This window comes from Arthrobacter sp. GmRoot5-12 (assembly GCF_059739365.1).
This window is the reverse complement of record NZ_AP046056.1, coordinates 328,610-341,579: the sequence shown is the minus strand read 5'-3', so window position 1 is coordinate 341,579 and position 12,970 is coordinate 328,610. Positions and strand designations below refer to the sequence as shown.

Sequence of the window (12,970 nt, the reverse complement as noted above, 5' to 3'; positions counted from 1 at the left end):
GGGACTAGGCGCCCCGTTCGGCTGTAGGTGCGCTGTCCACCATCAGGGCTGCCAGTGCCATCCGTTCAAGCAGGGGGCGGGCAACCCCGGGCGCCAATCCGGTGCCGTGGCGCCGGACGGAGTGCGGCGTGGAGTTGATCAGGCCGAATGTCGCGTGGGCCCGCATGCGCAGTTCAGCCGCACCGATGCCGGGGTGCACCTTGCCCAGGATGTCCACCCAGACCTCCACGTAGCTGCGCTGCAGGGTACGCACCGCGGACTGGTCCTGCTCCGACAAGTTGCTGAAGTCACGGTCCTGCACCCGGATTACGTCCGGTTTTCCGAGCGCGAAATCCACCTGGAATTCCACCAGTTGCCGCAGGGCAGCCAGGGGATTGGGCGTGCTCTGCGCCACCCGCCGCCCGCCGTCCAGCAATTCCTGGCTCACGGTGACCAGGAGGTCGGCCAGGACGGCCTGCTTGCCGGGAAAGTGGCGGTAGACCGCAGGGCCGCTGACGCCTGCCGCCGCGCCGAGGTCCTCCAGCGAAACGCGGTTGAAGCCATTCAGCGCGAACAACGAGGCCGCGGCGGACAGCAAAGCCTGCCGCCGGTTCTCCTTGGCCTTGCCGCGCTGGGTTGTGGGAGCGGACTGGGTTGTGGGAACGGGCTGGGTGGCAGGGGCCGGCTGCACTGTATTGCTGCGCACTTTTCCTCCTTGGACCCCGCAGATTCTAGCAAGGCAGCAGTGTGTTGGACATCACAGTTAATCGAGACTAACCTGAATTTCAGTTATTAGTCACTAACCGAGTTGGCTTGGGCCGGCTTGGCCCACCCTTAGGACGGACCGTCGATGGAGACCCTGGCCACCCGGCTTGATCCCGCAAGCGAGTCCTTCCGCGCCAACCGGGAAGCGCAGTTGTCGCTCGCCGGCGAACTGCGGAAGAGGCTGGCGGATGCAGCGTTGGGCGGGCCCCGGAAGTCGCGCGAGCGGCACGTGGCCCGCGGCAAGCTCCTGCCGCGGGACCGCATCGACCAGTTGCTGGACGAGGGCAGCCCGTTCCTGGAGATCGCACCGCTGGCCGCCAACGGCATGTACGGCGATGACGCACCCGGTGCCGGAGTCATCGCCGGCATCGGCCTGGTGCACGGCCGGCAGGTCCTGGTCATCTCCAACGACGCCACCGTCAAGGGCGGCACGTACTACCCCATGACCGTGAAGAAGCACCTCCGCGCCCAGGAGGTCGCGCTGGAGAACGGCCTGCCCTGCATCTACCTGGTGGATTCGGGCGGGGCCTTCCTGCCCAAGCAGGACGAGGTCTTCCCGGACAGGGACCACTTTGGCCGGATCTTCTACAACCAGGCGCGTCTCTCAGCCGCCAAAATTCCACAGATCGCTGCCGTGATGGGGTCCTGCACGGCCGGCGGCGCCTATGTCCCCGCCATGAGCGACGAAACCGTCATCGTCCGGAACCAGGGCACCATCTTCCTGGGCGGACCGCCGCTGGTGAAGGCGGCCATCGGGGAAATCGTGACGGCCGAGGAACTCGGTGGGGGCGAGGTGCACTCCCGGGTCTCGGGTGTGACGGACCACCTGGCCGAAAATGACGAGCACGCCCTGCAGATCGTCAGGGACATCGTCTCCACCCTGCCGCCTCCCGCCGCGCCCGCCTGGCAGGTGGAGGCCGCCGTCGAACCCGCCGTGGACCCGGACGGGCTCTATGGTGCGGTGCCCACGGACGTCAATGCTCCCTACGACGTCCACGAGGTGATTGCCCGGCTGGTGGACGGCAGCAGGTTCCATGAGTTCAAGAAGGACTACGGCACCACGCTGGTCACAGGTTTCGCCCGGATCCACGGGCACCCGGTGGGAATCGTGGCCAACAACGGCGTCCTGTTCAGCGAGTCGTCGCTCAAGGGCGCGCACTTCATTGAACTGTGCGACCAGCGCGGTATCCCCCTGCTGTTCCTGCAGAACATCTCCGGCTTCATGGTGGGCAGGGACGCCGAGCAGGGCGGCATCGCCAAGAACGGCGCCAAGATGGTGACGGCCGTTGCCACCGCGCGGGTCCCCAAGCTGACCGTGGTGATCGGCGGCTCCTTTGGTGCCGGCAACTACTCCATGTGCGGCCGTGCCTACTCGCCGAGGTTCCTGTGGATGTGGCCTGCTGCCCGGATCTCGGTGATGGGCGGCAACCAGGCCGCCAGCGTGCTGGCCACCGTTAAGCGGGACCAGTATGAAGCGGCGGGGGAGGACTGGCCGGCCGATGACGAGGAAGCGTTCAAAGCGCCCATCCGGCAGCAGTACGAGGACCAGGGCAGCCCCTACTACTCCACTGCACGGTTGTGGGACGACGCCGTCATCGATCCCGCCGATACCCGAACCGTCCTGGGCCTGGCGCTCGACGTCGTCTCCCGCACCCCCCTGCCGGAGACCTCCTTCGGCCTCTTCCGGATGTGAGCCAGCAATGACCATGCAAACCAACACAGCTACAACCGGGGAAGTCCCCACCGCAACGGCCGACGGCAAGCCCCTCTTCGGCACCGTGCTGGTGGCCAACCGCGGCGAAATCGCCTGCCGCGTCATTCGGACGCTGCGGCAGCTGGGCATCCGTTCGGTCGCCGTCTACAGCGATGCCGACGCCGGCGCCCGGCACGTGCGCGAAGCCGATGCCTCCGTGCGGATCGGCCCCGCCGTTGCAACCGAAAGCTACCTGAACGCGGACGCCATCGTGGACGCGTGCCGGCAGTCCGGGGCGGAAGCGGTACACCCCGGCTACGGCTTCCTGAGCGAGAACGTGGACTTCGCCAGGGCCCTGGAAAAGGCCGGCATCACGTTCATTGGCCCGGGCGTTGAAGCGCTGAACGTCATGGGTGACAAGATCCGCGCCAAGAACCACGTGGCGGGGTACGGCGTGCCCGTCGTCCCCGGCATTGCCAAGCCCGGCATGACGGACAGCGAACTGATGGAGGCTGCTGCCGCCGTCGGCTTTCCGCTCCTCATCAAGCCGTCCGCGGGCGGCGGCGGCAAGGGGATGCACGCCGTCGAAAACCAGGCGGACCTGCCCGCCGCCCTTGCCACGGCCCGGCGCGTCGCCGCCGCCGCATTCGGCGACGACACCCTGTTCCTGGAGCGCCTGGTGACCACCCCGAGGCACATCGAGGTGCAGGTGCTGGCGGACAGCCACGGCAACGTCATCCACCTCGGCGAGCGCGAATGCTCCCTCCAGCGGCGGCACCAGAAAGTCATCGAGGAAGCCCCGTCGCCCCTGCTCGAGGGCCTGCCCAATGGCCCCGAAGTGCGCGACCGGATTGGCGAGGCCGCCTGCAACGCGGCCCGCAGCGTGAACTACGTGGGCGCCGGGACCGTGGAGTTCCTGGTCTCCGATGACGCGCCGGACGAGTTCTTCTTCATGGAAATGAACACCAGGCTGCAGGTGGAACACCCCGTCACCGAAATGGTCACGGGCATCGACTTGGTGGAATGGCAGGTGCGGATCGCAGCGGGCGGGGAGCTGACCGTCCGCCAGGCGGACGTGGAGCTTTCCGGCCACGCCGTGGAGGCAAGGGTTTACGCTGAGGTGCCCGAAAAGAACTTCCTCCCGTCCACCGGGACCGTGCTGATGCTCGACGAACTGCCCGCCGGCACCCAGGGGCGGGTACGGGTGGACTCCTCGCTGGTGGAAGGCCTGGAACTGTCGGCGCACTACGACCCCATGGTGTCCAAGGTGATCGCCTGGGCCGGGGACCGTGCCGCCGCCCTGGCCGCCCTGGATGGTGCCCTGGCCGGCTACACGGCACTGGGCATCGAGACCAACGTCGAGTACCTGCGGCTCCTGGTCAACGACTCCGACGTCAAGGCAGGGCACCTGGACACCGGGCTGATCGAACGGAAGCTGCCCGGACTGGAATTCCGGCGCATCGGGAACCCCGAACTGGTGGCCGCCGCGCTGTTCGTCCTGTCGCTGGAAGCACAGAACACCCCCGGCCCCGGCCCCGGGCGCGGGCCGTGGCAGGGCAGGAACGGCTGGCGGCTCGGCGCAGCGGCACCACGCCGGATCAGCCTGGGAACGCCCGACGGCGGCGTGGCCACCGTGCAGGTCGGCGGCAGTCCCAATGGGGGAGCCGGAGCCGTGGTCGCCGTCAACGGCGGTCCGCAGCATCCGGCCGCCCTGCAGTGGTCCAGCCGGCAAGGCCTCGAACTTGACCTCGATGGCCAGCGCCACGGCTACCGGCTGGCTGCGGACTCCACAGGGGCTGCCGTCCAACCGTGGGATAACGCGGTGCCCGACGGCCCCACACAGCTCTACCTCGGCAACGACGGCTGGTCCTGCCGCCTGGACGTACTGACCCGGGAGGCGCGGCTGGAACGCGTGCTGGCCGCCATCCAGCGGCAGGAAGGGGCGGCCGACCCGGAGGTGCGCTCGCCGATGCCCGGGACCGTCGTGGCCGTCCCGGTGGCCGACGGGGACGCCGTCCAGGCCGGGGAAGTCCTGGTTTCCGTGGAGGCCATGAAGATGGAGCACCACCTGGTGGCCCCGCTGGCCGGGACGGTCCACCTGGCCACCCGTACCGGTGACCTGGTGAAGGCCGACCAGGTGCTGGCCACCATCCATCCCGCTGCCACCGGCGTAAAAACAGACAGCACAGAAACAGCAACAGACGCAGCTGCAATCCAAGGCGAAGGAGCCTGACCATGACCGGTTTTGAACTGACCGAGGAATACCGGGACCTCAGCGACACCGTGCGCGATTTCGCGGACAACGTGGTGGCCCCGGTCTCCGCCAAGCACGACGAAGAGCACAGCTTCCCGTACGAAGTGGTGAAGCAGATGGCCGAGATGGGCCTTTTCGGGCTGCCGTTCCCCGAGGAATACGGCGGCATGGGCGGGGACTACTTCGCACTGGCCCTCGCCCTGGAACAGCTCGGCCGGGTGGACCAGTCCGTCGCCATCACGCTGGAGGCCGGGGTGTCCCTCGGGGCCATGCCCGTCTACCGCTTCGGCACGGACGCGCAGAAACAGCAGTGGCTGCCCATGCTGGCGTCCGGCCAGGCGCTCGCAGGCTTTGGACTTACCGAGCCCGAGGCCGGTTCGGACGCGGGCGGGACCAAGACCCACGCCCGGCGCGAAGACGGCAACTGGGTCATCAACGGCACCAAGGAATTCATCACCAACTCCGGAACGGACATCACCCGGCTGGTCACCGTCACTGCCGTAACCGGGCAGCAGGAACGCGGGGACGGGACCGTCAAAAAAGACATCTCCACCATCCTGGTGCCCACCGAGACTCCCGGCTTCAAGGCGGAAAAGCCGTACAACAAGGTGGGCTGGAACGCATCGGACACGCACCCCCTGACGCTGAAGGATGTCCGCGTCCCGGAAGCGAACCTGCTGGGCGTGGAAGGCCGCGGCTACGCCAACTTCCTGTCCATCCTGGACGAGGGCCGGATCGCCATTGCGGCGCTGGCCACCGGCGCAGCCCAGGGTTGTGTGGACCTCTCGGTCAAATACGCGAGGGAACGCAGCGCCTTCGGGCAGAACATCGGCAAGTACCAGGCCATTTCGTTCAAGATCGCCCGCATGGAAGCCCGGGCCCACACCGCCCGCCTGGCGTACTACGACGCGGCCTTCCGGATGCTTGCCGGCAAGCCGTTCAAGACCCAGGCGGCCATCGCTAAGATGGTCGCAGGCGAGGCGGCCATGGACAACGCGCGGGATGCCACCCAGGTATTCGGCGGCTATGGCTTCATCAACGAGTTCACCGTGGCGCGCCACTACCGCGATTCCAAGATCCTTGAAGTCGGGGAGGGCACCACGGAGGTCCAGTTGATGCTGATCGCCCGCGAACTGGGTCTGTAGGACCTGGGACCGTAGCCGGCCTGAGAGGATCACTGATGATTGACAAGGTTGTTGCCAGCGCCGACGCGGCGGTTGCGGATATCCCGGACGGCGCCTCGCTGGCGGTGGGCGGGTTCGGCCTTTGCGGAATTCCGGTTGCCCTGATCGACGCCCTGCACCGGGCGGGCACCTCCGGTCTGGAGACCGTCAGCAACAACTGTGGGGTGGACGACTGGGGCCTGGGCATCCTGCTCCGGGACGGGCGTATCCGCCGCACCATCAGCTCCTATGTGGGCGAGAACAAGGAATTTGCGCGCCAATACCTGGCCGGTGAGCTCGAGGTGGTGCTCACACCCCAGGGCACGCTTGCTGAAAAGCTGCGGGCCGGTGGTGCGGGCATTCCGGCCTTCTACACCAAGGCGGGGGTGGGCACGCAGGTGTCCGACGGCGGCCTGCCGCAGAAGTACGACGCCAACGGCGGCATCGCGGTTGCCTCCGCGCCCAAGGAAGTGCGGTCATTCGGCGGCGTGGACTACGTCCTGGAAGAGTCCCTCACGCCGGACTTCGGGCTGGTGCACGCCTGGAAGGGCGACCGCCACGGCAACCTGGTGTTCCATGCCACCGCCATGAACTTCAACCCCCTGTGCGCCATGGCCGGCCGGATCACCATCGCCGAGGTGGAGGAACTCGTGGAGCCCGGCGAACTGGACCCCGAACACATCCACACTCCTGGCATCTTCGTCCAGCGCGTGGTCCTGGCCCGGGACGGGGAGAAGCGGATCGAAAAGCGGACCGTTGCCCTGACGGCGCCGGGCCCAGGAGGAAGAACACCAGGCAGCCACCAGCAGGCAGGAGCATGACCATGGATCCGAACAGCCCTGAAGCGCCGCGCCCCGAAGCCGTCCGCGCGGAATACCGGCGGGCCGGTTCCCAGCAGCATGCCGGGCCCGGCGACTCCACGTCCCCCGCCAAAACGAAGGGCTGGACGCGCAACGAACTCGCCGCGCGGGTGGCCAGGGAGCTTCGCAACGGCCAGTACGTGAACCTGGGCATCGGGATGCCCACCCTGATCCCCAACTACATCCCCGCCGGGGTGGAGGTGGTGCTGCACTCGGAGAACGGCATCCTCGGCGTCGGCCCCTACCCTGCGGACGACGCGGTGGATCCGGACCTGATCAACGCCGGCAAGGAAACCGTGACGGTCAACAGGGGAGCGGCGTTCTTCGACTCCGCGACATCCTTTGGCATGATCCGCGGCGGCCACGTGGACCTCGCCGTCCTCGGCGCCATGGAAGTGGCGGAGAACGGCGACCTCGCCAACTGGATGATCCCCGGCAAGATGGTCAAGGGCATGGGCGGTGCCATGGACCTGGTGTTCGGGGCCAAGAGGGTGATCGTGATGATGGAGCATGTGGACCGGAACGGGAATCCGAAGATCGTCAAACAATGCACCCTGCCCCTCACCGGCAAGGGCTGTGTGGACCGGATCATCACGGACCTCGCCGTCATTGACATCGTGAAGGACGGCGGCCCCTCACGCCTGGTGCTGCGCGAACTGGCCCCCAACGTATCGCTCGAGGACGTGGTGGCCGCCACCGGCGCCGACCTGTTCGAGGAAGACCAGGAACTGACCGTATGACGGATGGCAACGGTCCGGTTTCCAGGCAAAAGGACGACCGCGGCCGGCGGGTCGTCGAGCAGCGCGGGCTGTACTTCGACGAGCTGGAGGAGGGCGTGCTGTACGCCCACCGGCCCGGACGCACCGTGACCGAAGCCGACAACGTCCTCTTCACCACGCTGACCATGAACACCCAGGCCCTGCACCTGGACGCTGCCTGGAGCGCCGGGCAGCCCTTCGGCCAGCGGCTCATGAACTCGATGTTCACCCTGGCCACCATGGTGGGCCAGTCCGTCACCCAGCTCACCCAGGGAACCATCATCGCCCAGCTGGGCCTGACCGACGTCTCCTTCCCGCACCCGCTCTACCACGGAGACACGCTCTACACGGAGACAGCCGTCACCGGAAAGCGGCTTTCCTCCTCACGGCCCGGCCAGGGCATCGTGACCATGGAGCACACCGGGCGCAACCAGAACGGAACAGTCGTGGCCCGGGCCACCCGCAGCTGCCTCATGTGGACGCGCGACGCCCACGCCAAGACGCAGGACGCCGGACAGGGGACAATGCCGGTATGACTTTCGTAATGGGCCCCGCACTGCTTTTCTGCCCCGCCGACAGGCCGGAGCGCTACCAGAAAGCCGCCGCCCGGGCAGACGCCGTGATCCTGGACCTTGAAGACGCGGTGGCGCCGGCTGACAAGCAGCGCGCCCGAGGCGCCATCCTGGCCCAGCTGGGAACCACCGGTGTGGAACCTGAGCTCGAACCCAGCTGCACCATTGTCAGGGTGAATCCCGTGGGGACTGAGGACTTCGAAAAGGACCTGCACTGCCTGGCCCACACCCCCTACCGCACGGTGATGCTGGCCAAGGCCGAATCCGCCGAACAGCTCAAAGCGCTGGAGGGCTACCAGGTGATTGCCCTGTGCGAAACGGCGCTTGGCGTGCTCAATGCGCCTGCCATCGCCGCCGCCCCTAACGTGGTGGGCCTGATGTGGGGCGCCGAGGACCTGCTGGCCACCCTGGGTGGAACGTCCAGCCGGAAGGACGACGGCGCCTACCGGGCGGTTGCGCTGCACGCCCGCTCCGCCGTCCTGCTGGCAGCCCGCGCCTACGGCAAGGAAGCGGTGGATGCGGTCTACACCAACATCCCCGACCTTGACGGACTGGCAGCCGAGGCTGCCGACGCCGTGGCCTCGGGCTTCAGTTCGAAGGCCTGCATCCACCCCAGCCAGGCCGCCGTGGTCCGCAAGGCCTACGCACCTTCGGAAGACGAGGTGGCCGCCGCGGTTGCCCTCCTGGATGCCGCAGCATCGGCCGGATCGGGAGTGTTCCAGTACCAGGGGAAAATGATCGACGGGCCAATCCTCAAGCACGCCCAGGAGATTGTGCGCCGCGCCGCTGTGTAGGCGTAGCGGGACGTTCGGCTAGCGTTGGCGTCCCGGGGATCTGCGCAGGGACGTTGGCGGGATGGGCTCGTAGAGCAGCGTCCGCACCCACCGGTTCCCCGTCTCCCGGAACTCCTTCCGCGTGGCGAAGCGGTAATGGTAACTGCGCACGCGCACCCAGTGCGGCGCGGCGCCGTCGAACGGGTCATGCCGCAGCAGCCGCAGCATCTGCCGGTCCGCCGCCAGCAGCTTGGCCAGGAACGCGTAGAACCATTCCTCGTGCACGCTGCGCAGCGGCAGGAACCACATCAGCCAGTCCAGCCGCAGGTGGTACGGGGCCCACTGCCGCGGAATCCGGCGGACATCCCCGGGCTTGCCCTTGAAACCGTACTCGCGCCATTCCGGGTTGTCGTCGGGATCGTCGTCCAGCGTGCCTTCCACCACAATCTCGATGCGCTGCCTGGTCACGGTGCCGAACGCGCCGTAGGCGTTGACCAGCTGCCACCGGTTGAAGCTGGCATTCATCAGCTGCCGGCGGGAGAAGAGGTTCCGCAGCGGCCAGTAGCTCAGGGCCAGCAGCAGGGCGGATGCTGCCAGGGTGATGGCCAGCCACCACAGCGGGGTCTCCTGCCGGCCTCCCGTGGCGGCGTCCCAGTCTGCCGGGATTGCCGGTATGACGGCGTGCGCCACGGGATCGCTGACGGCTGCAAACGCCAGCACGATTGCCATCCAGTTCAGCCAGGCGAAGTTGCCGCTGGCCACCAGCCACAGCTGGGTCACGACGACGACCCCCGCCGCCACGCCGGCCACCGGCTGCGGGGCGAACAGCAGGAACGGCACCACCAGCTGGGCGATGTGGTTGCCCACCACTTCGATACGGTGCAGCGGCTTGGGCAGGAGATGGGCCTGCCGGCTCAATGGCCCGGGCATGGGCTGGGTCTCGTGGTGGTAGTACAGGGCCGTCAGGTCCCGCCATTCCCGGCCACCGCGGATCTTGATCATTCCCGCCCCGAACTCCAGCCGGAACACCAGCCACACAATCAGGATCAGGATGGTCCGGGGCGGCTCCGTCTGGTTGGAGCCCAGGAACGCCACGGTGAAGCCCGCTTCCAGGAGCAGCATTTCCCAGCCGAACCCATAGAACGTCTGGCCCACGTTCACGATCGACATGTACAGCAGCCACAGGGCCAGGAAGGCGACCATCGGGACCCACGGCGGCCCGGCCTGCGGTATCCCCGCCACGAGCAGCGCCGACACCACCAGCCCGCCGGCACAGACACCGCGAAGCAGCCTGTCCGAGTACCGCCAGCGGAACAGCGTTGGCCGGCGCAGGCGGGTGAATGCCGCCAGGAACTCCGGCACCGGGAGGAGGCCGCGCTCGCCGAGCAGGGCGGGAAACTGGTTCAGCGTGGAGAGGAAGGCAACGAAATACAATGCGGCGACACCCCGCTGCAGCACCTGCCGGGCAAATTCGTACTCCGGCGCATCAAACCACGTGAGCCAGTCCACGCAATCCACGTTACGCCCGGCCGTCCGCGGGTCAAGGCGATTAAGGCCCGTCTGAAGGCCAGGGGCGCAGGCAGGCCGGGAAGGGTGCGGGATACTTAAGCAATGCAGCCACGCAGAGTCGTCCTCCTAGGATCCACCGGTTCCATCGGCACCCAGGCGATTGACGTCGTCGACGGCGCCCCGCACCTGTTCGAGGTGGTGGCACTCAGTGCCGGGGGCGGCAACCTGGAACTCCTGGCCCGGCAGGCTGTCCACACCGGGGCCGCGGCCGTGGGGATCGCCTCCGGAGACCCCGGACGGCTGGAAGGCCTGATCCGCGACGCCGCCGCAGCGGCAGGCCGTCCGGAATACCGCCCGGAGATCGTGGCCGGCCCCGACGCCTCCGCCCGGATCGCCGCCGTCGAGGCTGACGTGGTGCTCAACGGAATCACCGGTTCCATCGGCCTGGCACCCACCCTGGCGGCCCTTAAGTCCGGAGCCACCCTGGCCCTTGCCAACAAGGAGTCGCTGATCGTGGGCGGCAGCCTGGTCAAGGCCGCGGCAACGGACGGCCAGATCGTGCCGGTGGACTCCGAACATTCCGCGATTGCCCAATGCCTGCGTTCAGGCACCGCCGGCGAAGTGGACAAGCTCATCCTCACCGCCTCCGGCGGACCGTTCCGGGGCAGGAGCCGGGACGAGCTCCACGACGTCACCCCGCAGCAGGCACTGGCCCACCCCACCTGGGACATGGGCATGATGGTCACCACCAACTCCGCCACGCTGGTCAACAAGGGCCTGGAGGTCATCGAGGCCCACCTGTTGTTCGATATCCCGTTGGACCGGATCGACGTGGTAGTCCACCCCCAGTCCATCGTCCACTCAATGGTCCAGTTCGTCGACGGCTCCACCATCGCCCAGGCCTCGCCGCCTGACATGCGGCTGCCCATCGCCCTGGGGCTTGGCTGGCCTGCGCGCGTGCCCAAGGCCGCCAGCCCGTGCGACTGGACCCAGGCCGCTACGTGGACCTTCGAGCCGCTGGACGCCGAGGCCTTCCCCGCCGTCGGCCTTGCCAAGGACGCCGCCCGGCAGGGAAGCACCTTCCCTGCCGTGTTCAATGCGGCCAATGAAGAGGCAGTGACGGCGTTCCACGACGGCCGGATCCGGTTTACCGACATCGTCGATACCGTGGACAGTGTGCTCAGCGAACACTCAGGTTCCTCCGGGCTGACGGTGGATTCAGTGCTGGATGCTGAAAGCTGGGCACGTGCCCGGGCCCACGAACGTTTAGCAGTCAGAAGTCTCTAGGAAGCAGCACCACCTCCATGACCCCTGTCCTACTTTTCATCCTCGGCGTCGTCTTCGTCGCCTTGGGTATTGCCGTGTCCATCGCGCTCCACGAGGTGGGGCACCTGGTGCCGGCCAAGCTCTTCAAAGTCCGCGTGACCAAGTACATGATCGGCTTCGGGCCAACGCTGTGGTCCCGCCGGAGGGGCGAAACCGAGTACGGCGTGAAGGCCGTTCCGCTGGGCGGCTACGTCTCCATGATCGGCATGTACCCGCCGAACAAGGACGACGGCTCGGTCCGCCCCTCCAGCACGGGCATGTTCCAGACACTTGCCACCGAGGCCCGCTCCATGGCCCACGAGGAAGTGGGGCCGGGCGACGAACACCGGGTCTTCTACCGCCTGCCGGTCTGGAAAAAAGTGATTGTGATGCTGGGCGGCCCGGCCATGAACATGATCCTTGGCGTGCTGCTCACCGCCGTGCTGCTGATGGGCTTCGGCATTGCCACCGCCACCACGACCATTTCGGACGTCTCCAAATGCCAGGTGGCCGCGGGCCAAACCGTCGATCCCGACTCTGCGGACTGCCGGCTGACGCCCGCCGCGGCGGCCGGGTTGAAGCCAAACGACACGATTACTTCCTTCGACGGCAAACCCGTCACCAGCTGGGAGCAGTTGACGGAGTGGATCCGCGCCTCTGCCGGCAGGGAAGTAGCCATCACCGTGCAGCGGGACGGCAATCCCGTGTCCACCACAGTGACCCCCGTCCTGTCGGCGCGGCCCGTGATGGGAAGCGACGGACGGCAGGCCACCGATGCTGCCGGCAACCTCCAGTACCAGGACGTCGGATTCCTCGGCATCGGTGCGCAAACGGCGTTGGTGGCCCAGCCGGCGTCGTCCGTCCTGCCCATGGCGGGGGAGAACATCCGCCAGGTGGCCGGCGTTGTCTTCAATCTGCCGGCCCGTGTGGTGGGAGTGGCGAAGGCAGCCTTCAGCGAAGAGCCCCGCGACCCCAACGGCCCCATCAGCGTGGTGGGCGTCGGCAGGGTGGCGGGCGAGGTGGCGGCCATGGAGGCCGTACCGCTGCAGTCCCGGGTGGCTACGCTTGTTGGCCTGCTGGCCGGACTGAACTTTGCGCTTGCCGTGTTCAACCTGATTCCGCTCCTGCCGCTCGACGGCGGCCATGTTGCCGGGGCCCTGTATGAGGGCATTCGGCGCCGGGTGGCAAAGCTCCGCGGACGGCCGGATCCCGGAGCGTTCGACATCGCCAAGCTGCTTCCCGTCACGTACGTGGTTGCAGCGCTGCTGATGGGGATGAGCGCGCTGCTGATCTACGCAGACATCGTCAAGCCCGTCAATCTCTTCGGATAGTCATTCAG

General features: G+C 67.5%; 11 protein-coding genes. 9 read left to right on the top strand and 2 right to left on the bottom strand.

What is annotated here, in order from left to right; all coding sequences use genetic code 11:
* Positions 1–4 precede the first annotated feature (4 nt).
* Positions 5–685 (bottom strand): SACE_7040 family transcriptional regulator, encoded by a 681-nt coding sequence (locus AC6JAM_RS01560; RefSeq protein ID WP_018771671.1) that lies wholly within the window; start codon positions 683–685, stop codon positions 5–7.
* Positions 686–829: 144 nt separating this feature from the next.
* Between AC6JAM_RS01560 and AC6JAM_RS01555 the strand changes: the two genes are divergently transcribed.
* The 7 genes from AC6JAM_RS01555 to AC6JAM_RS01525 are packed head-to-tail and all read left to right on the top strand — an operon-like array spanning position 830 to position 8,838.
* Positions 830–2,437 carry a carboxyl transferase domain-containing protein gene (locus AC6JAM_RS01555; protein ID WP_056389937.1) on the top strand — a complete coding sequence of 536 codons (1,608 nt, stop codon included), beginning with the start codon at positions 830–832 and terminating at the stop codon, positions 2,435–2,437.
* A gap of 7 nt (positions 2,438–2,444) precedes the next feature.
* Positions 2,445–4,670 carry an acetyl/propionyl/methylcrotonyl-CoA carboxylase subunit alpha gene (locus AC6JAM_RS01550; protein WP_497933847.1) on the top strand — a complete coding sequence of 742 codons (2,226 nt, stop codon included), beginning with the start codon at positions 2,445–2,447 and terminating at the stop codon, positions 4,668–4,670.
* A gap of 2 nt (positions 4,671–4,672) precedes the next feature.
* Entirely contained in the window at positions 4,673–5,836 is a 1,164-nt protein-coding gene (locus AC6JAM_RS01545) for an acyl-CoA dehydrogenase family protein (protein WP_134164475.1), read from the top strand.
* Between the two features lie 35 nt (positions 5,837–5,871).
* Complete coding sequence (locus AC6JAM_RS01540; RefSeq protein ID WP_018771674.1) at positions 5,872–6,675, top strand: CoA transferase subunit A; 804 nt, start codon at positions 5,872–5,874, stop codon at positions 6,673–6,675.
* Entirely contained in the window at positions 6,672–7,454 is a 783-nt protein-coding gene (locus AC6JAM_RS01535; protein WP_056389931.1) for a CoA transferase subunit B, read from the top strand. Before AC6JAM_RS01540 ends, AC6JAM_RS01535 begins: the two co-directional genes overlap by 4 nt.
* Positions 7,451–8,008, top strand: a complete 558-nt coding sequence (locus tag AC6JAM_RS01530; RefSeq protein ID WP_056389925.1) for a MaoC family dehydratase — start codon at positions 7,451–7,453, stop codon at positions 8,006–8,008. Before AC6JAM_RS01535 ends, AC6JAM_RS01530 begins: the two co-directional genes overlap by 4 nt.
* Complete coding sequence (locus AC6JAM_RS01525) at positions 8,005–8,838, top strand: HpcH/HpaI aldolase/citrate lyase family protein (protein WP_018771677.1); 834 nt, start codon at positions 8,005–8,007, stop codon at positions 8,836–8,838. The genes AC6JAM_RS01530 and AC6JAM_RS01525 overlap by 4 nt, the downstream gene beginning before the upstream one ends.
* 18 nt (positions 8,839–8,856) lie before the next feature.
* Here the strand turns inward: AC6JAM_RS01525 and AC6JAM_RS01520 are convergent, their stop codons facing one another.
* On the bottom strand, positions 8,857–10,326 hold the full coding sequence (locus tag AC6JAM_RS01520; protein ID WP_018771678.1) for a lipase maturation factor family protein: 1,470 nt from the start codon (positions 10,324–10,326) through the stop codon (positions 8,857–8,859).
* Between the two features lie 102 nt (positions 10,327–10,428).
* On the opposite strand from AC6JAM_RS01520, the gene dxr reads away from it, so the two are divergent.
* Together dxr and AC6JAM_RS01510 are read left to right on the top strand one after the other, a co-directional pair.
* Positions 10,429–11,613 (top strand): 1-deoxy-D-xylulose-5-phosphate reductoisomerase, encoded by a 1,185-nt coding sequence (dxr, locus tag AC6JAM_RS01515; RefSeq protein ID WP_268002871.1) that lies wholly within the window; start codon positions 10,429–10,431, stop codon positions 11,611–11,613.
* 17 nt (positions 11,614–11,630) lie between these two features.
* Positions 11,631–12,962, top strand: coding sequence for a M50 family metallopeptidase (locus tag AC6JAM_RS01510; protein ID WP_134164470.1), 1,332 nt, complete (start codon positions 11,631–11,633; stop codon positions 12,960–12,962).
* Positions 12,963–12,970: the final 8 nt, after the last annotated feature.

Excerpts from the sequence above, each read along its gene's own strand:
- AC6JAM_RS01555 (WP_056389937.1), top strand. The coding sequence starts at position 830 with ATGGAGACCCTGGCCACCCGGCTTGATCCCGCAAGCGAGTCCTTCCGC.
- AC6JAM_RS01550 (WP_497933847.1), top strand. The coding sequence starts at position 2,445 with ATGACCATGCAAACCAACACAGCTACAACCGGGGAAGTCCCCACCGCA.
- AC6JAM_RS01545 (WP_134164475.1), top strand. The coding sequence starts at position 4,673 with ATGACCGGTTTTGAACTGACCGAGGAATACCGGGACCTCAGCGACACC.
- AC6JAM_RS01540 (WP_018771674.1), top strand. The coding sequence starts at position 5,872 with ATGATTGACAAGGTTGTTGCCAGCGCCGACGCGGCGGTTGCGGATATC.
- AC6JAM_RS01535 (WP_056389931.1), top strand. The coding sequence starts at position 6,672 with ATGACCATGGATCCGAACAGCCCTGAAGCGCCGCGCCCCGAAGCCGTC.
- AC6JAM_RS01530 (WP_056389925.1), top strand. The coding sequence starts at position 7,451 with ATGACGGATGGCAACGGTCCGGTTTCCAGGCAAAAGGACGACCGCGGC.
- AC6JAM_RS01525 (WP_018771677.1), top strand. The coding sequence starts at position 8,005 with ATGACTTTCGTAATGGGCCCCGCACTGCTTTTCTGCCCCGCCGACAGG.
- dxr (WP_268002871.1), top strand. The coding sequence starts at position 10,429 with ATGCAGCCACGCAGAGTCGTCCTCCTAGGATCCACCGGTTCCATCGGC.
- AC6JAM_RS01510 (WP_134164470.1), top strand. The coding sequence starts at position 11,631 with ATGACCCCTGTCCTACTTTTCATCCTCGGCGTCGTCTTCGTCGCCTTG.